The following is a 20,054-nucleotide window of genomic DNA, read 5'->3' as shown; positions in this document are numbered from 1 at the left end:
AGTCGCCGTGTCACAGAACGAGAAGACCTGCCTGATCAGGGGAGACGCCGGCCGGACCGTGCGGGCCATCCTCGACCGGATCGGCACCAGGTGGACCCTGCTGATCGTCGCGACCCTGCACGGCCGGCGGCTGCGCTTCACCGAGCTGCAGCAGCACATCCCCGAGATCTCGCAGCGCATGTTGTCGCTGAGCCTGCGCCGGCTCGAACGCGACGGCCTCGTCTCCCGCACGGCCCACGCCGAGGTGCCGCCCCGGGTGGAGTACGAGCTCACGCCCATGGGCCAGACCCTGATCGCCCCGGCGATCACGCTGGCCGAGTGGGCGGTGGAGCACAACCCCGCCATCGAGCGCAGCCAGATCGCCTACGACGGTCAGAGCGGCGGATAGGCGTTCCTGACCAGCGTGCCGAAGTACGACGGCCAGAAGGTCCCGTAGGCCGGACCGCCCGGGGTCGCCCCCGACGGCCGGTAGTTCCCGCTCGGCGGCGTGTAGGTGGGGTCGCACCACCGGTTGACGCCGTCGCTCGCGCCGTCGGACTCGCCGGGCGGCCGGGCCCAGATGAAGGCGTCGACGCCTGCTCTCGGCGCGGCGGCGGGGCGTTCGCCGATGCCCGCGTTGAGCTGGTTGCACCAGTTGTAGCGGTTGATGCGCCGGTCGAGCCGCGACTGGTCGACGTAGGTCGTGACGTCGGTCGAGACGCTCACGGCGGCCGGCCGGGCGCTGCCGCCCCAGCCGTTGCGCGAGGTGTCGATCAGCATGCCGATGTCCGACGGCAGGCCCGCCGCGATGAGGGCGGTGCGCAGGAAGCGGGTGTAGTCGTCCTCGTCGATGTGCGGGTTCCAGTCGACCCACCGGCTCCACAGCAGCGGCACGCCGGAGACCAGCTTGTTCGTGTCGGGGAGGAAGACCTCGTCCACCGGCACGTAGTTGGCGACGTTGGTGACGAACCCGTGCACCCCCGGGGTGCCCTCGACGATCTCGGCGAGCGTCTCGACCAGCGGCGCCGAGACCTCGGTCCACCCGGCCACCGACGAGCGGCCGGCGTCGAGGTAGACGTACACGTTGGGGATCGCCCCGAGGGTCGTGACGGCCTGCTTGAGTCCCGCGACGTACACGCCCGACGTGCGCGCCGCCACGCACGGGGGCTCCTGGGGCCAGCTGAGCATGCTGCCGACGGTCTCCGGCTCGACGAGCGTGACGATCCTGAGCGCGGCGTAGCGCGGGTCGGCCAGGATGGCCGCGACGGGTCCGAGGAACTGGTTCCGGTACGCCGCCAGCCCGTCGGCCGTCAGCTCGAACTCCGCCGTGGGCCACCACGACGCGCAGTCCTTGCCCGGCAGGTCGTTCAGCACGAGCGTCACCACGACGGGATCATTGTTCCCCTGCGACAACGCCTGGACGCGGGCCCGCTCCAGGTGCTGCCGCAACCCCATGCCGCCCCTGATCGACCCGATCGCCGCGACGGAGTCGAGCCACAGGGCGGTCGGCTGGAACGCGACCTTGCGCATCGCGGTGCCGACGTCGCCGCCCGTGGCGGTCGCGGCGGCCTCGACGTTCGCGACGTACTCGGGGTTCAGGTAACCGCGCGAGCCGAGGTAGGGGTTGTCGGCCCGCGAGGGAGCCGGCGACGGTGACGGACTGGGACTGGGGCTGGGGCTCGGCGACGGGCTCGGGCTCGGGGATGGGGTGCCGCCGCAGACGGTGCCGTTGAGGGTGAACTGCGCCGGCGCGGGGTTGCCGGCGACCAGGTTGCCGTTGAAGCCGAGCGTCACCGTCGCGCCGGGCGCGAGCACCCGGTTGTACGGCTCGTTCACCGCCTGGACCCGCGTCCCGGTCTGGCTCCACCGCGCCGACCAGCCGTGCGTGAGCGTCTGCCCGGCGGCGAAGTCGAAGCGCAGCGTCCAGCCGTCGACCCGGTCGCCGGTGTTCTTGAGGGTGAGGCCCGCGGTGAACCCACCCGGCCACGAATTCGCCGTGTACGTCACCACGCAGCCCGGAGCGGCCCAGGCCACCCCCGGCAGCACGACGAACACGAGCAGGACCCCGACAAGCACGCGCAGGAGCCTCATGGCACCCCCCGGACGTGGAGACCGACCCCTGAACGTCACCTCAGAAGCCCCCGCCCCGGCAAGCGGACCCGATGAAACCGCAGGTCAGCTATGAACCTTTCACCGAGTCCTCCCAGGCGATGCGGTGGTCGTACATCCAGTTGAGCGACCCGCGCCTGGCGACCTGCCGCAGCACCACCGGCAGGAAAAGATCGCGGAGGTAGGCGCCGACCGGGCCGGGCGCCTTGCCGTCGCCGTTGCGCTTGCCCTGGGCGACGATGCGCTCCACCCGCGCCCGGCGCAGCCGTTCGTAGGCGGCGAACGCCTCGGGCGTCTCGTGGTCGCGCAGGCACTGGGCCAGCACGACCGCGTCCTCGATCGCCATCGACGCCCCCTGCCCCGACGACGGCGAGGTCGCGTGGGCGGCGTCGCCGACGATCACCATGTGCGAGTTCGACCACCGCGGCACGGTCGGCAGGTCGTAGGTGTTCCAAGCCGGCATCACGTGGGGCGTGGCCGCGATGATGTCGCGCATCGGCCCGACGTCGTCGCGGAACAGGTCCATGAGCGCCGAGGGCGTGACGGCGGCCAGGTCGTCGGCCGTGGGCTCCTTCGGGCTGGCGGGGTTGGCGAACCACCAGACCCCGCCGTCGGGGTGGACGAGATAGCCGAAGAAGCACCGGCGGCCGAAGACGAAGTGGCTGACGCCGGGCCGTCCCGGCACGCGTATGCCCTCGGCGAAGCCGCCCGTGTTGAGCAGCCCCAGGTGCCGGGGCCGGGGCGCGCCCGGGTCGATGATCGTGCGGGTCCGCGACCACAGGCCGTCGGCGCCGACGAGCAGCGCGCCGCCGGCCGTGGTCCCGTCTTCGAACCGCGCCTGTACGCCCCCTCCGGCGACCCCCGCGTCGATCAGCCGTTTGCCGTATTCGACGGTCACGCCCCTGCGCACCGCCTCGTCGCGCAGGGCCCGGTAGAGGTCGCCGCGCCGGAGCGTGCGGCTCGGTTGCGGGATGACGGCCAGTTCGCGGCCCTTGGTGTTGACCATCACCCCCTCGGGGGTGTCCATGCCGAGCCCGGCCACGAGCCCGTGCAGGTCGAGGACCTTCAGCGCCTCCAGCCCGTTCTTGGCGAGGGTCAGGAACGCCCCGACGCCGTCGGAGCCCCGGTCGTACGCCTCGAAGAGCCGGACGCCGAGCCCGGCCTTCCTGAGTGCCATGGCCGTGACCGGCCCCGCGATACCGCCACCGATGATCAATACATCCTTGGTCATACTATGACTATACATAAAATGACTAACAAATACGATGGCCGTCATGACATCGCGGCGATCACCTCTGGCGATGGCGGTGCTCTCACTCGTCGTGGAGACGCCCATGCACGCCTACCGGATGCAGCAACTGATCAAGGAGCGCCACAAGGACGACGTCGTCAACGTCGCGCAGCGCAACAGCGTCTACCAGACGATCGACCGCCTGCGCCGCGACGGCCTGATCGCCGTCCAGACCACGACCCGCGACGAGAACCGCCCCGAGCGCACCGTCTATGAACCCACCGCCGCCGGCCGCGACACGCTCAGGGAGTGGATGCGGGCCATGCTCGCCGATCCCCGCCGCGAGTTCCCGGAGTTCCCGGCCGCCCTCGCCTTCCTCCCGGTGCTGACGATCCCCGAGGCCGTCGAGGCGCTGACCGAACGGCTCACCGCCCTGGAGACCCGGGTGGCCGCCCTCGACGCCGAACTCGCCGACGGGGCGGCCTTCCTGCCCCGGGTGTTCCTGGTGGAGACCGAATACCAGCGGGCGGTGGTGGCGGCCGAGGCCGGATTCGTGCGGCGGCTGCTCGCCGACATCGGCACGGGCGACGTCACCTGGTACTGACCGGCCCCGCCGGGTAGGGCTGGCACATGGCACATCGACAACGGCAAACGGTGATCATCGTCGGCGCGGGGCTGGCCGGGCTGGCCTGCGGGCTGCGGCTGCACCGGTCGGGCGTCCCGGTCACCGTCCTGGAAGCCTCCGACGGGGTGGGCGGCCGGATGCGCACCGACGTCGTCGACGGCTTCCGCCTCGACCGGGGTTTCCAGGTGCTCAACACCGGCTACCCCGAGGTGCCCAGGGTCCTGGACGTCGCCGCCCTGAAGCTGCGCGCCTTCAACTCCGGCATGCTGGTCTACCGCTCCGAGGGCGGCAGGGAGCGGGTCATGCTGCCGTGGAAACACCCGCAGCACGCCCTCACCGGCCTGACCGCCGACCTCGGCACCCTGGTCGACAAGGCGGTCCTGGCCGCGATGACCGGCCGCGACCTGGCCTTCCCCGCCTCGGCGCTGCGGGCGGGCACCGAACGCACCGTGCTCGACGAGCTCCGCCACTGGGGCATGTCACCGGTGATGGTCGAACGGCTGATCCGCCCGTTCCTGGCGGGCGTGCTGCTCGAACGGGAGCTGGAGACGTCCAGCCGGGTCTTCCACCTGATCTGGCGGTCGTTCGCCCGCGGCACCATCGGCGTGCCGGCCCTGGGCATGGGCGAGGCCCCCGCCCAACTGGCGAGCCGCCTGCCCCCGGAGGCCGTGCGCCTGCGCTCGCCCGTGCGATCGGTCGACGGCACGGGCGTGGTCCTCGACGACGGCGCGGAACTGCCCGCCGCCGCCGTCGTGGTGGCCGCCGACCCGAGCACCGCCGCGACGCTGCTCCCGGACGTGCAGGCCCCCGCCATGCGGTCGGTCACCACCTTCTACCACGCGGCCTCCCGGTCCCCGCTCGGCGAGGCGACGCAGGTGATCGACGGCGACGGCGTGCTCGCCGACACCCTGGTCATGACCGACGCCGCCCCCGAATACAGCACCACGGGCGAGGCGTTGATCGCCACGTCGGTGCTGGGCACGGCGGGCGACGACGACGAACCGGGCGTGCGCGACCGGTTGGAGGAGATCTACGGCCCGGAGGTCCGGGGCTGGCGTCACCTGGCCACCTACCCGATCGCCGAGGCGCTGCCGGCGATGCCGCCGCCCATGCCGCTGCGCCGCCGGGTCAGACTGGGGGAGGGCCTGTACGTCTGCGGCGACCACCGCGACACCGGGTCGATCCAGGGGGCACTGGTGTCGGGACGGCGAGCGGCCGACGCGGTCTTGGACGACCTCGGCTGAGTCGACCGTGTTCCTGGCAGCTTGTCAGAGAACGCCGCAGATAGATCACTTCGTGCCAAGATCGGCCGATGCGATCACTCATCCCCGTCGTCTCCGCCGCCGCGCTGCTGCTCGTCGCCGCCCCCGCGCAGGCCGCCGCACCCAAGGACCCCGTCAAGGCGGTCCGGGCCATGCTCCTCCCGGGCAAGGGGGTCACGTTCACCGACGTCACCGACCTGGTGACCCTCGACGACGGCGGTGTCGCCGTTCAGCGGCGCACCGGGGCGCTCATGTTCGGCCGGGGCAAGATCGCCGCCTCCGACATCACCGCCACCTGGGAGAAGGGGCCGCTGGGCGACTCCCACAACGACGGCCGGACGATCCGGATCGGCACCGTCGTCTACAGCTCCGGCGGCGAGTTCAAGGGCAAGCTGCCCAAGGGCAAGCGCTGGTTCAAGCAGGCCAAGAACGGCATGACGGGTGACGCGAACGGCTGGTTCAGCCAGGTCGTGAACGTCGCCGAGCCCGCCACGCTCGCGGCGCTCGTGAAGGCCGGCAAGCGGTCGGGTAACAACTACTCCGGCACGATCACCTTCGCCCGGCTGGCCAAGGTCTCGCCCTGGTTCAAGGCGACCCTGCCCATCCGGTGGGACAAGACCGTGCTGACGTACAAGCTGACCGTCGGCGGCAACGGGCTGCCGCAGAAGCTGGCGACCTCGTTCCCGGCCACCGGCATCTGGGACAGCCCCAGCTGGGAGGGGCGGACCTTCAAGACCGAGACCCGGTACAGGGGCTGGGGCGGCAAGGTCTCGATCAAGGCGCCGGCCGCGAACCAGGTGACCACCAAGACGTCGTAGCGAGGGGGCTCGGGTGGGCCGCTTCCGGCCCACCCGAGCGGGTGGGGCTACGGGGCCGGGTAGTCGGTGATGTACACCGGCGCGCCGACCTTCGTCAGGTCGGCCGCCTCGCCCACGCCGTTGACGACGTGGTCGATGATGCCGGCGCTGAGGTTGACGGTCATGATGTGGTGCAGCTTGATGCCCGGACGGTCCGGCACCTCGAAGCCGTTCTCGGTGTGGATCGACGGGTTGTTCTGGTTGAAGACGTACACGCCGCCGCCGTAGAGCTGGTGTTTCTGGACGCCGTTGCCGACCTTGTAGCCGGCGTAGCCCTCGACGTCGCCGTTCATCCAGTCGGCCTGCGTCGGCGGGTCGTAGGGCAGCTCGTTCTGGTAGAGGATCGTGGTGCCGTTCTCGCCGTTCCAGATCGTGTTGTAGCGCTGGAAGTGCTCGACGAACAGGCCGGTCGCGGTCACGTTGTCGCCGTTGATGATGGCGCCGTTGCGGCCGTCGTTGGTGTTCCACCGTTCGGTGTCGGTGAAGCCCTCGACCCCGTGGTCGGCGCGCCACACCCAGGTGTGGTCGATGAGCACGTTGTCGGTGTTGACCTCAAGGGCGGTGTTGGTGCGGCCGATGTGAGGTCCGCCGACGCGGAAGTACACGTCGGACAGGGTGGTCGGGTTGTCGGCCGGGTTGTTGCTCCGCTTGTCCTTCTTGCCCACCTTCAGCAGGACCTGCGACTTCTTCAGGCCCGCGTCGATGGTCACACCGGCGAAGATCACGCTCGGTACGTCGGCGATCTCGACCGGGGTGGCGGCGTTCACGGCGGTGAGCGTGGCGTGCCCGATGCCGAGCACGACCGTGTTGGCGCGCTTGATGTCGATGCTGCGCTCGACGTCGTACACGCCGGGGGTGAGGAGCAGGTGCTTGCCGGCGGCGAGCGCCTTGTTGATGTCCTTCACCGAGTCCGACGGCTTGGCGACGAAGAAGTCGCTGAGCGGCAGCGTGTACCCGGGGGTCAGGCCGTTCGCCCACGTGATGCCGCGGGAACCCGTGTGCGCCGAGGGCACCCGGACGTTGTAGTCGCCCTGGGCGTCCACGAACAGGTAGGGCTTCTCCCGGCTGATCGGGTTGGTGTCGAGCGTGGTGTACGGCGGGCTCGGGAAGGTGGAGTCGTCGGGGGCGCCGACGGTGCCCGCGAACACCTGGTTCCACACGGCGTTCGACCAGCTGGCGACCTCGCTGTTGCGGGTCAGCCACTGCTGCTGCGATCCGTTGACGACGGCCGGCAGCTTCGAGTCGGCGATGAAGCCGCCGCTCGCGTACTGCGGGCCGGCGGTGCAGTAGTCCATCAGCGACAGGGTGCCGCCGCTGACGTTGAGCCGGCGCATGGAGACCGCCTGGGAGACGGCCCAGAAGTTCGTTCCGGTACGGCAGCCCTCCGAGCCCTTACCGGTGATGTTGATCGACAGGTTGGAGATGGTCCGCCAGAAGTTGGTCAGGGCGATGCAGTTGGTGGGCGTCAGGCAGCGGTTGTAGACCTCGACCTTGCCGTTGATGACGACGTCGGTGGGCGAGGCCCCCAGACCGGCGATCTCGGTGTAGTAGCCGACCTTGAAGTGCAGCGGCTGCTCGGCGGTCCCGTAGGTGCCCGGCTTGAAGAGGTAGGCGTGCCGGGTGGTGCCCATCTCGTTGTCGACCTGCGCGGTGTGCGCCGCGTCCAGGGTCGCCTGGATCGTGCTGAGGGGCATGCCGGGGTCGAAGACGGTGACGTTCGAGCCGAGGTCGGTCACCGGCGCCGCCGCGGTGGCGGCCGGGCCGGTCGTCACGACGGAGGCCGCCAGTAACAGCCCTAATGCGATCAACCTGCCGAGGTACGGCCGGCGGGTGGTCGTCATGGTTCGTTCCTTCCTTGGGGGGCACCACCGATCTTTGAGAGCGCTCTCTTCTAGGTCAAGAGGTTGCGGCCAACTAATGTCACGTCTTTTTTCATCTCATGGGCAAATGGGTCGGCGGAGCGGTGCTGGCGCGCACCTCCAGCCGGGTGGCCAGCTCCACCCGGTCTTCGCCAGGAGCCGCGCCGGCGGCCAGGGCCAGCACCATCCGCGCGGCGGCGGCGCCCATCTTCCGCAGCGGCTGACGCACGGTGGTCATCGGCGGATCGGCCCACTGCGCCAGCGGCAGGTCGTCGAATCCGACGACGCTCAGGTCCTCCGGGACGCGCAGCCCCGCCCGGTGCGCCGCCTGATAGACCCCCAGCGCCTGCAGGTCGTTGGCGGCGAAGACGGCGGTCGGCCGATCGGGCGACGCCAGGAGCGCCGCGGCCTCGGTCCGGCCGCCCTCCACGTACAGCGGGGCGGTGCGCACCAGGCTTGGATCCGGGGGAACGCCGGCCGCGTCCAGCGCCGCGCGGTAGCCGTCGAGGCGGGCCCGGCAGCACATCAGCGTGTCGGGGCCGTTGACCATGGCGATGCGGCGGTGGCCCAGCTCCAGCAGGTGGCGGGTGGCCGACAGGCCGCCGTTCCAGTTCGTCGCCCCCACGGAGGGGACGCCGTGCTCGGGCTCGCCGCGCGGATCGAGGGCGACCAGCGGGATCGAACGGCTGGCCAGGCGGTCGCGCTGCCGCTCGGCGATGTCGGCCGAGACCGCGATGATGCCGAGCGGGCGGCGGGCGAGGGCCTGGTCCGTCCAGCCCTCGTGCGGGGTGCGCCGCCCGCGCATGTCGATCAGCCCCAGGACCAGGCCGTCCGCCTGGGTGACCTCGTCCATCCCCCGGATGAGTTCCAGCGCCCACAGGCTGTCGAGCGACTCGAAGACGACCTCGACGACCGCGCTCGATTCGCCGGTGTCGGGCCGGCGGCGCCAGCCGTGCTCCCTGACCAGGTCCTCGATCCGGCGACGGGTGCTGCTGGCCACCCCGGGATGGCCGTTGATCACCTTGGAGACGGTGGGGGCGGACACGCCGGCCAGCTTCGCGATGTGCGCGAGCGTGACCTCCTGACGGGGACGGGACGCCGCGTGCTGATCGGTCACGCGGTGATTCTACGAACCGGGCGGAAAGTGTCGTGAAATATACAGAATCATTCGCCGGGCACATCGCTGCTAGCTGCACGAAACGCTTTCTTTCATCCTGGCGACTGTCTTCTTCCGGCCCGGGGGTCACAGGATGCGAAGCCCACAGGTTGAGAGGACTCCACGTGAACACCTCAGGCCGGATGCGGCTATCGGCGGCGGCACTGGCCGTCGCGCTGGCCGCGGCATCGATCACCGCGATCGTCACCACCGAGACCGCCAACGCGCTCGCCCGCCCGGCGCTCGGTCAGAACATCAAGGTCAACCAGGTCGCCTACGCGCCCGGCGTCGCCAAGCACGCGACCGTCGTCAGCGGTTCGGGATCGCCGCTGACCTGGAACCTGCTGAACGGCTCCGACCAGGTGGTGGCCAGCGGCACCACCACCGTCTTCGGCGCCGACTCTCCGTCGGGAGACAACGTCCACAAGATCGACTTCTCGTCGTACACCGGGACCGGCGGCAACTTCGTGCTGACGGTGAACAACGAGTCCAGCCACCCCTTCGACATCGGCACGGCCGCCTGGAAGAAGCTGCCCTACGACGCGCTGGCGTTCTTCTACCACCAGCGCAGCGGCATCGCGATCACCTCCCAGCTCGCCGGCGGCGGCCAGTACGCCCGCGCCGCCGGCCACCTGAACGTCGCCCCCAACCAGGGCGACGCCAACGTGCCGTGCCGCAGCGACTGCGGCTACCGGCTGGACGTGCGCGGCGGCTGGTACGACGCCGGCGACCACGGCAAGTACGTGGTCAACGGCGGCATGTCGGCCTGGCAGCTGGTCAACGCCTACGAACGGGCCAGGAACGTCTCCGGCGCCGACCCCACGGCCTTCGCCGACGGCACCATGTCCGTGCCCGAGCGCGGCAACGGGGTGCCCGACATCCTCGACGAGGCCCGCTGGGAGATCGACTTCCTGCTGAAGATGCAGGTCCCCGACGGCCGGCCGCTGGCCGGCATGGCGCACCACAAGATCCACGACACGAACTGGACCGGGCTGCCCCTGCTGCCCGCCCAGGACCCGCAGCCCCGGGTGCTGTCGGCCCCCTCCACCGCCGCCACCCTGAACCTGGCGGCCGCCGCCGCCCAGTGCGCCCGGGTCTGGGCCGCCATCGACTCCGCCTTCGCCGCGCGCTGCCTGACCGCCGCGGAGAAGGCGTACACCGCGGCCAAGGCCAACCCCTCCCGGTTCGCCCCCACCTCCGATGACGTCGGCGGCGGCTCGTACGTCGACAACAAGGTGAGCGACGAGTTCTACTGGGCCGCCGCCGAGTTGTACACCACGACCGGGAAGCAGACCTACCGCAACGACCTGACCTCCTCCTCGTCCTACTACGGGCGCAGCTTCACCAACGAGGGCGCCCAGTGGTCGGAGGTCGGCAGCCTGGGCGACATCACCCTGGCGCTGGTGCCCAACGGGCTCACCTCCTCCATCGGCCAGCAGCTGCGCGCCTCCTTCGTCTCGGCGGCCGACGGCCTGCTGAACGTGATGCGCGGCCAGGGTTACCCGGTGCCCTTCCAGCCCGGCGGCGGCGGGTACATCTGGGGGTCCAACAACCTCATCCTCAACAACGCGGTGCTGCTCGCCCTGGCCCACGACTTCACCGGCGCCGAGCGGTTCCGCGCCGGGGTGTTCGAGACGATGGCCTACGAGTTCGGCCGTAACCCGATGGGCTACTCCTACGTCACCGGATACGGCGACAAGCCCTCCCGCAACGTGCACCACCGGTTCTGGGCCAACCAGCTCGACTCCTCCCTGCCGATCGCACCGCCCGGTTCGCTGGCGGGCGGCCCCAACAGCGGCCTGCAGGACCCCGTCGCCCAGCAGCGCCTCAGCGGCTGCCGGCCGCAGAAGTGCTATCTGGACGACATCGACGCCTGGTCGGTGAACGAGGTCGCCATCAACTGGAACGCCGTCCTGGCCTGGGTGAGTGCGTGGACGGCGGAGAAGGCCGGCCCCGCCACCCCGAGCCCGAGCCCGAGCCCGTCCCCGTCACCCTCGCCGAGCCCGTCTCCGTCACCCTCGCCGAGCCCTTCCCCCAGTCCGTCCCCGTCGCCCTCGCCGAGCCCTTCCCCGAGCCCTTCCCCGTCACCGAGTCCGTCACCGTCACCGAGTCCGTCGCCCAGTCCGTCGCCCAGTTCCGGTAGGGCCTGTGCCGCGACCTACACCCTCGTCAACCAGTGGCCGACCGGCTTCGGAGCCTCCGTCGAGGTCAAGAACACCGGCACCGTCGCGCTGACCGGCTGGACCGTCGCCTGGACGTTCCCCAACGGCCAGACCATCACGCAGTTGTGGAACGGCGCGCACACCACCAGCGGCTCGACCGTCACCGTGGCGAACCTGTCCTGGAACGGCGCGCTGACCCCCAGCGGCACCACGTCCTTCGGGTTCAACGGCGCCTGGAGCGGCGCCAACACGAGCCCCACCGTGATGACCTGTACCGCTCGGTAGGCGCAGCGGCAGGAACCCGGCGCTCCTGGCCTCGATCTCTAGCAGGGCGAGGTCAGGTGCGCCGTCGGCGGTTCTCCCGCTTCTCGGGGCGCTTCTTCGCCCCGACCACTTCGGCCGGCCCCGGATGTTCTGGCCCAGCACAAGCACATCGTCGCCGCGTACACCTTCGAACCACGCAGGGTGGGACTTGGAGCGGCGGCTGCGGGTGCCGGCCCAGATCTACCCCGTGCTCTGTGAGGTCACCGCCGCCCCCGGCACGCTCGCCGGAAAGCGCGTCGGGTCCGGGCGAGATCGCCCGGACCCGACGTCGGTCAGTCAGGTGGTCAGGCTCTGGTCCATCGCTGGGTGGCCTGGCCGTTGCACGAGGCCACGGTCACCGTGGCGGTGTTGCCGGTGCCCGTGACGTTCAGGCACAGGTTGTTGGCGTTGCTGGTGACGGTGCCGTTGGAGTTGAACGTCCACTGCTGGTTGCTGTTGCCGTGACAGTCCCACAGCTGGACGCGGGTGCCCGAGCCGGCGTTCGTGGGGGAGTCGAGGCACTTGCCGAGGGTCTGCAGCCTGCTGGAACCGTAGCTGAACTGCTGGTTGGGGTTGCCGTGGCAGTCGTAGATCTGCAGCAGGGTGCCGTTGGCGCTGGCGCTGTTCGGCGAGTCGACGCAGCGCCCGGCCGCCTCGTTGCGCAGGCGGAAGCTGGTCGAGGGGGTCGGCGTCGGCGTGGGCGTCGGGGTGGCGCTCGGCGACGGGGAAGGGCTGGGCGACGGGTTCGGGTCGGACGTGCTCTGGAACTGGGAGATGAACTTCCAGACCTCGTTCTTGGTCCAGGTCTGCGCGCCGTTCTCGGTGTAGGTCCCGTCGACGGGCGCGGGCGTGTGACCGTTGTCGTAGGCGGCCCAGACGACCGGATATCCGGCCCGGCACCCCGAGTAGGCGGTCACGACGTGGCTGCGGCTGCCGGAGCCCGGCTCGGGCGGGTTCTGGGAGGTGCACCCGTTGTTGCGGACGAACCGGTCCCGCATCGTCCGTCCCTGCGAGATGTTGAGCACGCTGTCGGTGATGCCGTGCAGGCCCATGTAGGCGATGGGCTGGCTGCCGCCGTTGCATCCGCTGAGCTGCCCGCCGGCGAACACCGCGACCGCGCGGAAGACGTTCGCGCGGCTGCACGCCAGGGAGTAGCTCATGGCGCCGCCGTAGCTGAAGCCCATGGCGAACCGCAACGAGGTGTCGACGCAGAGGTCGGCCTCGACCCGCGCCATGATGTCGTCGAAGAGCGTGACGTCCTCGCCGTTGGAGTTGGCCCAGCCGTTGTTGAGGCCCTGCGGCGCGATGAAGATCGCGGTGTTGTTCGACAGCTGCCGCTGCCCGTAGTAGGACCACGACGACCCGCTGCTGCCGCCCGAGTCGACGTCGTTCATGGTGCCGTTCAGCCAGTGGATGCCGAACATCAGGCGGTAGGGGGTGTTGTTGTTGTAGTTCGCCGGAATCCGCAGAATGAACTGCCGGTTCTTTCCGCTCGACTGAATGGTGTGCGTACCGCTGCTCAGCGTCGGCGACTTTCCGCATCCGGACGTTCCGGCCGCGGCGGCGCTGCTGCTGTTCATCGCCAGGTGCGCCGCGAGCAGGACCAGGGCCGCCGCGACCGCCGCAACCCCGCGGATGGACTTATGCTTCGACATTCGCGACTCCCTCCGGCTGCAGGGGCCGGGCCGACGATAAAGACATCGTTTCGCGTTCCTCTCCATTTAGGGGCATCGAATGCCCTCAGCCGCGACACCGGAGTCGAGACTTTTCGGTGTGCCGCTTACAGGCTGTATGGGAGCAATGCAGGGGAGCACATACGACCTGATCAAGGATGTCAAGTTACTTGATACGTCGGGGTGGGCGGCGGAGGGCTTCGGCGTGGCGGCGGGTGGGCTGGCCAGGGGAGGCTCGCGCCGGGTCCTGACGCACAAGATGAAACTTTCGTTGTGAAGGGGTCGATGGCGGGGGAAGCGGGCGCTTCGTCGGAGCGTTTCGAAGACAAAAGTCAGTCGAATTCGGAGCCGGTTCGTTGTTGCTCGCTCCTGCGCTGAAAATTAGGCGGTAACAGGTCTTGTCCTCGGCATTGACCGGGGCCATGGAAGACAATGGGAATCGCAAGTTTGTGCACATGGTCGAGGTCTTCGAGCCCGAGGCCGGGATGCCCATCGATGGGTTGACCATCAAGAACCTGATACCGGGAGGCGGGATCATGAAGGTTGTGGTGATTGGGGCGGGGATGGGTGGGCTGGCGCTGGCTCAGGCGTTGTCCCGCAGGGGGATCGAGGTGGTCGTCCACGAGCGTGACCGGGCGGTGGAGGCCACCGGGGGATATCGCCTGCATCTCGACCATCTGGCCTGCGCCGCGCTGCGGCGTCATCTCGCGCCGCAGCACTATCAGGCGCTGCTGGCCAGCTCCGCCGGGCGGCGGGCGTTCACCCGGTTCGCCGTCGCCGACCACCGGATGCGGCTGCTGTTCGCGGAACCGCAGGACCTGACGGTGGAGACCCTCATGATCGGGCGGGTAACCCTGCGGCGGCTGCTGGCCCACGGCCTGGGTGACTCGTTGCGGCTCGGGTCGGAGTTCACCGGGCACGAGACCCATCCCGACGGCACCGTCACCGCCCACTTCGCCGACGGCGGCACCGAACGCGGCGACCTGCTGGTCGGCGCCGACGGAGTCGGGTCGCGCGTGGCGCAGGCGCTGGCCGGACGGCCGACCTCCTCCCTGGCCGGGGTGAGCGGCATCGCCGGCCGCACCCCCTTGACCGCCGGCACTCGGCCCCTGGTCCCCGCGTTGCTGACGCCCGGCCCCGCGCTGGCGTTCGGTCCCGGCGGCGTGGGCTTGTTCCTGACCGTTCACGACCCCGAATCCGGTACCGCTGCCGACCCCGCGTCGTGCACCGAGGTTGCGGCGATCATCGAGCCGCCCTCGCTGGTCTGGGGTGTGCTGGCTCCCGACGCGGCTTACCCGGGTCGCCCTCGGGAGCTCGACGCCGCCGCGCTGATCGAGCTGACCGGCGCCCTGTTGCGCGGGTGGTGTCCGGACGTCCGCGCGCTGGTGGATGCGGCCGATCCCGGTTCGGTGGCGTTCTTCGGTTTCCACGCGGCCGACCCCGACGCCGACCTCACGCCGTGGCCGGGTGGTGCCGTCACCGCTTTGGGTGACGCCGTTCATGCGATGCCTCCCACGGGAGGCATGGCCGCGGCCACGGCGATCCGGGACGCCGATCTGCTCGCCGAGGAGCTGGCGCTAGTCCAGGACGGGCAGTGCACGATCCCGTCGGCGGTGCACCGCTACCAGCAACGGATGGCCGCCTACGCGGGAGAGGCGGTGCGCACGTCGATCCAGCCGCTGCGATGGATCGAACGGCTCGCCACCCCGACGGGAACCCGCGCCGCCCGGATCGCCCTGCCGGCGTTCGCCGCCGCCGCCCAGCTCGGCCGCGTCTTCACCCGGAGCCGCGATGTCTGATCTACCGCTGTGGGAATTGATCCAGACCTCCTACGTCGTCGCCCGGGGCTTCACCGACGTCTTCGGCACAGTGGGGCTGACGCCGATCCAGTTCGGCGTGCTGGCCTCACTCGCCGACGGCGACGATCTGAGCCAGGCCGAACTCGCCCGCGTGATCATGGTGCGCCCGCAGAGCCTCGGCGAGGTGGCCGTGTCGCTCATGGAGCGTGGCCTCGTCGACCGCGACGGTCCGGGCGGACGCGGTCGCCGCTCGGCCCTGCGGATCACTCCGGCCGGGCGGGAACTCCTTGAACGTGTGCTGCCTGCGGTGGCGGCTTTCAACACGCCGGAGAACATCGGCCTGTCTGGGGAGGACGCCGCCGAGCTGACCCGGATGCTGCGAATCGTCCGCAGCACTTTGTCTCGATGACGTGGCTCGCGCTGTCGTCGCCTGTGGCCGTGGTGCGGGTGAGCTCATCATGCGCGCCGGCCTTTGTCCAACCAGCGCGGGCTGCAACCCGCTCGTTCACGACCTCGCGGCCAAGCGACACGGCGAACACGACCTGAAACCGTCAGCGCCGTTCTCTACCACGCTGGCGCCGGCGTGCGCGAACAGACCGCCTAGGGAGACCCGAGGAACCCTCCGACGAAGAAGACGGCGGGCCTGGTCGTAGGGGCCGACTTCGAGCTTCGCGATGGTGTGCGCACCAATGGCCTTGAACTCGTCAGATGCGGTCACGCTCAAGAGCCTCACCCGTGAGGATCGCCCCGACGACCAGCCTGAGCCTGTGATTAGGTCCTTGTCGGGACGATCCAGATGAGGTCTGTCAGGAACCGGTGCAGGTGGCCGTGGGAGTGGCCGCGGTGCCGCTCGCTGTGAACCCGAAGGTCCTGGAGCCGCCGGCGGAGATCGAGCCGTTGTAGCGGGCGTTCACCACGGTGACGCTGGAACCGGACACGCTCTGGCGGCCGTCCCACAGCCTCCTGATGCTCTGGCCCCCGGGCCAGGTCCACCGCACGGCCCACCCGCTGATCGCCGCACTACCCGCCCGAACGATCACCACCGACTGGAATCCGCCCGGCCACCTGAACATCGTCGTGATTGTCGCCGTGCACCCGCCCGGGACCGGGCTGGGCGTCGGACTCGGCGTCGGACTCGGCGTCGGACTCGGCGTCGGACTCGGCGTCGGAGTAGGGCTCGGCGACGGCGAGAGTCCGTTCAGGGCGTTGAGGACCGCGTCGTAGGCCGGCTTCTTGTCGCCGCCGCTGAACAGCAGCGGACTGTCGCCCGACTTCCAGGAGTCCTGGTCACGCACCCCCCACACGGTGATCCCGGCGCAACGAGCCACCGCGAGGCAGTCGTTCACCACGGCGGCATAGGTCTGCGGGGGAGCGCCCTGAATGTCCAGCTCAGTGATCTGGACGTCCACCCCGAGGGCGGCGAAGCTGGAGATGGTGGTGCGGAAACTGCTGTCATAAGGGTTGCCGCTGCTCAAGTGCGCCTGAAGGCCGACGCAGTCGATCGGCACCCCGCGCTGCTTGAAGTCGCGGACCATGGCGTAGACGGCCTGGGTCTTCGCCCACGACCAGTTCTCGATGTTGTAGTCGTTGTAGCAGAGCCTGGCGGCCGGATCGGCGGCCCGCGCGGTGCGGAAGGCCACCTCGATCCAGTCGTCACCGGTCCGCTGGAAGTTCGAGTCACGCCGCCGACCGGAGTCGCCATCGGCATAGGCCTCGTTGACGACGTCCCAGGCGTAGATCTTGCCCTTGTAGTGGTTCATCACGCCGTTGATGTGATCGACCATCGCCTGCCGCAGGGCGCTGCCCGACAGCGACTGCAACCAGCTCGGCTGCGCGGCGTGCCAGAGCAGCGTGTGGCCGCGCACCCGCTTGCCGTTCTGCACCGCCCAGTCGTAGATCCGGTCCCCGGCGGTGAAGTCGAACCGGCCGCGCGCGGGCTGGGTGGCGTCGAGCTTCATCTCGTTCTCGGGCGTGACCATGGTGAACTCGCGGTTCGCGATGGTCGTGTACTGCGCGTCGCCGAGCCGACCGGCACTGATGGCGGCGCCGAAATACCTGCCGCTCTGCTCGGCGGCCGCCCCGAGCGTACTCGCCGCCGCATCAGCCGGCACCGCAGCGATCACGCCAAGAAGACCGACGGCCGCTACCAGAATTCGCGTATTTCTCAGACGTATGAATGTGCTGCCCATGGCTGTTTCTCCAGAGGGAATCACGGAAACGCGGACAGGCGGGATCGACGCCGCGTCCCGTGATCAGGGAACGCACACCACATGGGCGTCACGGCCTCCTCGCCAAGCACCACACATGGCTTGAGGAAGCCGTCTCGGACAGCCAGTTTGAAAACCTTGTCGAAACATGTCAAGTGTCGAGTGAACGTTTCAAACATAGCCCTCGTGCAGGGCATGATCTTCAGGGCAACGTGGTGGTGCTGGAGCGGTTTCTTTTCTGGACGACGCCAAGCAGGCTCTGATCAGGGAATAGAACTGGCCCATCACCGCCTCGGCGCTGTTCGACCCACCAAGACGGATCCTGCGAGGTGCGCGCTATCTCCCTCACTCGTTCGCAGAGCACCACCAGGCGGCATGGAAGACCGCCTGTGGAACACCTACAAAGTGGCGTGACTGCGCGCCAAGAGGAGCCTGCTGGCCGATTAGACCAGGTCCGGCTCAGTTGGCGGTGGAGTGCTCGATGTGAACACCGGCAAGCGATGCGGTAATCGGAGCTGTCCCGATCCGGAAACTCCATACGTTGGGCCCATTTCCAACCTCGACGGCTGGTCCAAGGGTCCAGAGCCCGCGACTGAGATCCTTTGGCATGGCATTAAGCGCCTGCCTCTGCCGCACCGGGGGATGCTGGATCCGGCTTTCTATCAACGCAAGCCAGACGGCACATTTGGGTGTCACTACAAATGCTTCGTTGAACCGGCTGGCTTTCAAGCACCCAATCCCAAGTTGGAAGGTCAGCCGTATCGCTCGACGAGCGCGTTGCCGATCGCGGCCAAATGGTCCCGTACCCCAGGAGGGTCGGTCACCTCCAGCCATTCGACCAGCCCGGCGAGTTCGCCCGCGAGCGCGTACTCGTTGTAGCCACGGATCACCACCTCGATGCGCCCGTCGGCCGAGGAACCTCCCACCTCGAGCCGAGGCCCGAGCACCATCCGGAGCAGGCTTATCCCGTCGGGCCTGCAGAGCGCCCGCATCTCAAGGGGCGTTCGCCGGCGATCGACCTCGTCAGCGATCTCGCGCCAGCTCTCGGCCAGGTCGAAGTCGTCGGGCCGCTGCACAGGCTCACCGGTCAGGTCAGTGGACGACACCCGGTCGATCCGGAAGGTCCGCCGTCCAGCCTCGGTGCCGGCGACGAGATACCACGACGGACCTTTGGCCACGATGCCCAGCGGATGAACGATCCTCTCCGTTTCGACACCCTTGCCGTCGACGTAACCGAGCCGCACCTGAACACCACGAATCACCGCATTCTGCAGCTCGTCGAGGAAACGAGGCGGCCGGGGCTCGACCCGGCTCGCCCCCCACCGTCGCGGGTCCATGACGAACGACGAAGCCGCCGCCTCGGCCTGCCCCCGGAAGGGCTCCGGCAGCGCATGGACGAGCTTGCGCAGAGCCGCCTTCACAGTCGGCGTCGCAGCCGAAGCGGGCCCAGCGACCATGAACAAGGCGCGGACCTCACTCTCGGTCAAGCCAGACAAGTCGGTGCGAGCACCCCCGATGAGGCGCCAACCACCACCCCGGCCCTGCGTGGAGTAGACGGGCACCCCGGCCATGGCCAGGGCGTCGAGGTCGCGGCGCGCGGTGCGCTCGGAGATCTCCAGCTCTCGGGAGACCTCCGCCGCCGTCACCTGCTCGCGACGCTGGAGCAAAAGGAGGATGGCCACCAGCCGGTCGGTACGCACACCGCCCACGTTTCCACATGAAACCGGTCATGGGGTGACCGGTTTAGGTCGGCAAGATGACTACCTGACCTCACCGATGAGGTCGACCGCCCTTCGGGACCTTCGTCGCCCGATCACCCCGAAAGACAGCGAGGAAATGCAATGTCCAATCCCGTCGACTTTCCCAAGCCCACCCTCATTCAGGTGAACGGGGTGGAACTCGAAGTGTTCGAGGCAGGCCGAGAAAACGCGGGAAAACCCATCGTGCTCTGCCACGGCTGGCCGGAGCACGCCTTCTCCTGGCGTCACCAGATGCCCGTCCTCGCCGCAGCGGGCTACCACGTCATCGTCCCGAACCAGCGGGGTTATGGAAATTCATCCCGCCCGACCGAGGTGACCGACTATGACATCGAACACCTGTCGGGTGACCTCATCGCACTCCTGGATCACTACGGATACGAAGACGCCACCTTCGTCGGTCACGATTGGGGCGCGAACGTCGTCTGGAATCTGACCCAGTTGCATCCGACCCGCGTGAACAAATTGATCAACCTGAGCGTGCCTTACCTGGAGCGCGGAGAACGCCCCTGGGTCGAGTTCCTGGACGAGCTGTTCGGCGACGACATCCACATCGTCCACTTCAACCGACGGCCAGGCGTCGCCGACGCCGTGTTCGACAAGAACACCTTCCAGTTCCTCCGCAACCTCTTCCGGAAGAACGAGCCCCCCAGAGAGCCTCGGCCGGGCATGGCATTGCTCGACCTCGCCCGAGCGGAAACGCCGCTCGGCGATCCCATCATGAGCGACGACGAACTGGCGGTTTTCGTCTCCGCCTTCGAATCGACCGGATTCACGGCGAGCATCAACTGGTACAGAAACCTGGATCGCAACTGGAACCTGCTGGCAGACGTGGACCCGATCATCCACCAGCCCGCACTCATGATCTACGGCGACCGCGACACGGTCGCGAAGTCCGAAAGGCTGACCGAGTTCGTGCCCAATGTGGAAGTGATGAACCTGGACTGCGGCCACTGGATCCAGCAGGAAAGGCCGGAAGAAACCAACCAGGCGATTCTCAAATGGCTGGAACAGCAGGACGCCTCCTAGTCACGCGACCAAACTCGGATCGCCTGAAGCTCTTCAACGTGTTGGG

General features: G+C 69.1%; 15 protein-coding genes. 8 read left to right on the top strand and 7 right to left on the bottom strand.

What is annotated here, in order from left to right; genetic code table 11:
• The first annotated feature begins 7 nt into the window (after positions 1-7).
• On the top strand, positions 8-388 hold the full coding sequence (locus AW274_RS25595) for a winged helix-turn-helix transcriptional regulator (protein ID WP_062437021.1): 381 nt from the start codon (positions 8-10) through the stop codon (positions 386-388).
• On the opposite strand, the gene AW274_RS25590 is transcribed toward AW274_RS25595, so the two are convergent.
• Both AW274_RS25590 and AW274_RS25585 read right to left on the bottom strand, forming a co-directional pair.
• Positions 373-2,055, bottom strand: a complete 1,683-nt coding sequence (locus AW274_RS25590) for a glycoside hydrolase family 6 protein (protein WP_062437019.1) — start codon at positions 2,053-2,055, stop codon at positions 373-375. The genes AW274_RS25595 and AW274_RS25590 overlap by 16 nt on opposite strands.
• 103 nt (positions 2,056-2,158) lie before the next feature.
• Positions 2,159-3,319 carry an FAD-dependent oxidoreductase gene (locus tag AW274_RS25585; protein WP_062437017.1) on the bottom strand — a complete coding sequence of 387 codons (1,161 nt, stop codon included), beginning with the start codon at positions 3,317-3,319 and terminating at the stop codon, positions 2,159-2,161.
• A gap of 43 nt (positions 3,320-3,362) precedes the next feature.
• Here AW274_RS25585 and AW274_RS25580 point away from each other — a divergent pair, with 43 nt between their 5' ends.
• The 3 genes from AW274_RS25580 to AW274_RS25570 all read left to right on the top strand — a co-directional run bounded on the left by AW274_RS25580 (position 3,363) and on the right by AW274_RS25570 (position 6,024).
• Positions 3,363-3,923, top strand: coding sequence for a PadR family transcriptional regulator (locus AW274_RS25580; protein WP_232320367.1), 561 nt, complete (start codon positions 3,363-3,365; stop codon positions 3,921-3,923).
• Positions 3,924-3,949: 26 nt separating this feature from the next.
• Positions 3,950-5,188, top strand: a complete 1,239-nt coding sequence (locus AW274_RS25575) for an NAD(P)/FAD-dependent oxidoreductase (protein ID WP_062437014.1) — start codon at positions 3,950-3,952, stop codon at positions 5,186-5,188.
• Between the two features lie 68 nt (positions 5,189-5,256).
• Complete coding sequence (locus AW274_RS25570) at positions 5,257-6,024, top strand: hypothetical protein (RefSeq protein ID WP_062437012.1); 768 nt, start codon at positions 5,257-5,259, stop codon at positions 6,022-6,024.
• A 47-nt stretch (positions 6,025-6,071) separates the two neighbouring features.
• On the opposite strand, the gene AW274_RS25565 is transcribed toward AW274_RS25570, so the two are convergent.
• The gene (locus tag AW274_RS25565) at positions 6,072-7,904 is read right to left on the bottom strand and encodes a pectate lyase-like domain-containing protein (RefSeq protein ID WP_062437010.1); all 1,833 of its coding nucleotides are present in this window, start codon (positions 7,902-7,904) and stop codon (positions 6,072-6,074) included.
• 91 nt (positions 7,905-7,995) lie between these two features.
• Entirely contained in the window at positions 7,996-9,039 is a 1,044-nt protein-coding gene (locus AW274_RS25560; RefSeq protein ID WP_062437009.1) for a LacI family DNA-binding transcriptional regulator, read from the bottom strand.
• 164 nt (positions 9,040-9,203) lie between these two features.
• Here AW274_RS25560 and AW274_RS25555 point away from each other — a divergent pair, with 164 nt between their 5' ends.
• On the top strand, positions 9,204-11,525 hold the full coding sequence (locus AW274_RS25555; protein ID WP_198169407.1) for a glycoside hydrolase family 9 protein: 2,322 nt from the start codon (positions 9,204-9,206) through the stop codon (positions 11,523-11,525).
• A gap of 323 nt (positions 11,526-11,848) precedes the next feature.
• On the opposite strand, the gene AW274_RS25550 is transcribed toward AW274_RS25555, so the two are convergent.
• Complete coding sequence (locus tag AW274_RS25550; RefSeq protein ID WP_062437007.1) at positions 11,849-13,198, bottom strand: ricin-type beta-trefoil lectin domain protein; 1,350 nt, start codon at positions 13,196-13,198, stop codon at positions 11,849-11,851.
• A gap of 554 nt (positions 13,199-13,752) precedes the next feature.
• Between AW274_RS25550 and AW274_RS25545 the strand changes: the two genes are divergently transcribed.
• Together AW274_RS25545 and AW274_RS25540 are read left to right on the top strand one after the other, a co-directional pair.
• Entirely contained in the window at positions 13,753-15,015 is a 1,263-nt protein-coding gene (locus AW274_RS25545) for an FAD-dependent oxidoreductase (protein ID WP_198169406.1), read from the top strand.
• Positions 15,008-15,424, top strand: coding sequence for a MarR family winged helix-turn-helix transcriptional regulator (locus AW274_RS25540; RefSeq protein WP_083974791.1), 417 nt, complete (start codon positions 15,008-15,010; stop codon positions 15,422-15,424). The genes AW274_RS25545 and AW274_RS25540 overlap by 8 nt, the downstream gene beginning before the upstream one ends.
• A 397-nt stretch (positions 15,425-15,821) precedes the next feature.
• Here the strand turns inward: AW274_RS25540 and AW274_RS25535 are convergent, their stop codons facing one another.
• Positions 15,822-17,138, bottom strand: coding sequence for a glycoside hydrolase family 10 protein (locus AW274_RS25535; RefSeq protein ID WP_232320365.1), 1,317 nt, complete (start codon positions 17,136-17,138; stop codon positions 15,822-15,824).
• An 836-nt stretch (positions 17,139-17,974) separates the two neighbouring features.
• A complete protein-coding gene (locus AW274_RS25530; protein WP_062436998.1) occupies positions 17,975-18,922 on the bottom strand; it encodes a helix-turn-helix transcriptional regulator in 948 nt (315 codons plus the stop codon).
• Positions 18,923-19,063: 141 nt separating this feature from the next.
• Between AW274_RS25530 and AW274_RS25525 the strand changes: the two genes are divergently transcribed.
• On the top strand, positions 19,064-20,008 hold the full coding sequence (locus AW274_RS25525) for an alpha/beta fold hydrolase (protein WP_062436996.1): 945 nt from the start codon (positions 19,064-19,066) through the stop codon (positions 20,006-20,008).
• Positions 20,009-20,054 lie beyond the last annotated feature (46 nt).

The organism is Herbidospora daliensis (assembly GCF_001570585.1).
Lineage (GTDB): Bacteria > Actinomycetota > Actinomycetes > Streptosporangiales > Streptosporangiaceae > Herbidospora > Herbidospora daliensis.
The sequence above is the reverse complement of the archived record's forward strand: the minus strand, read 5'-3'. Positions and strand labels throughout refer to the sequence as shown.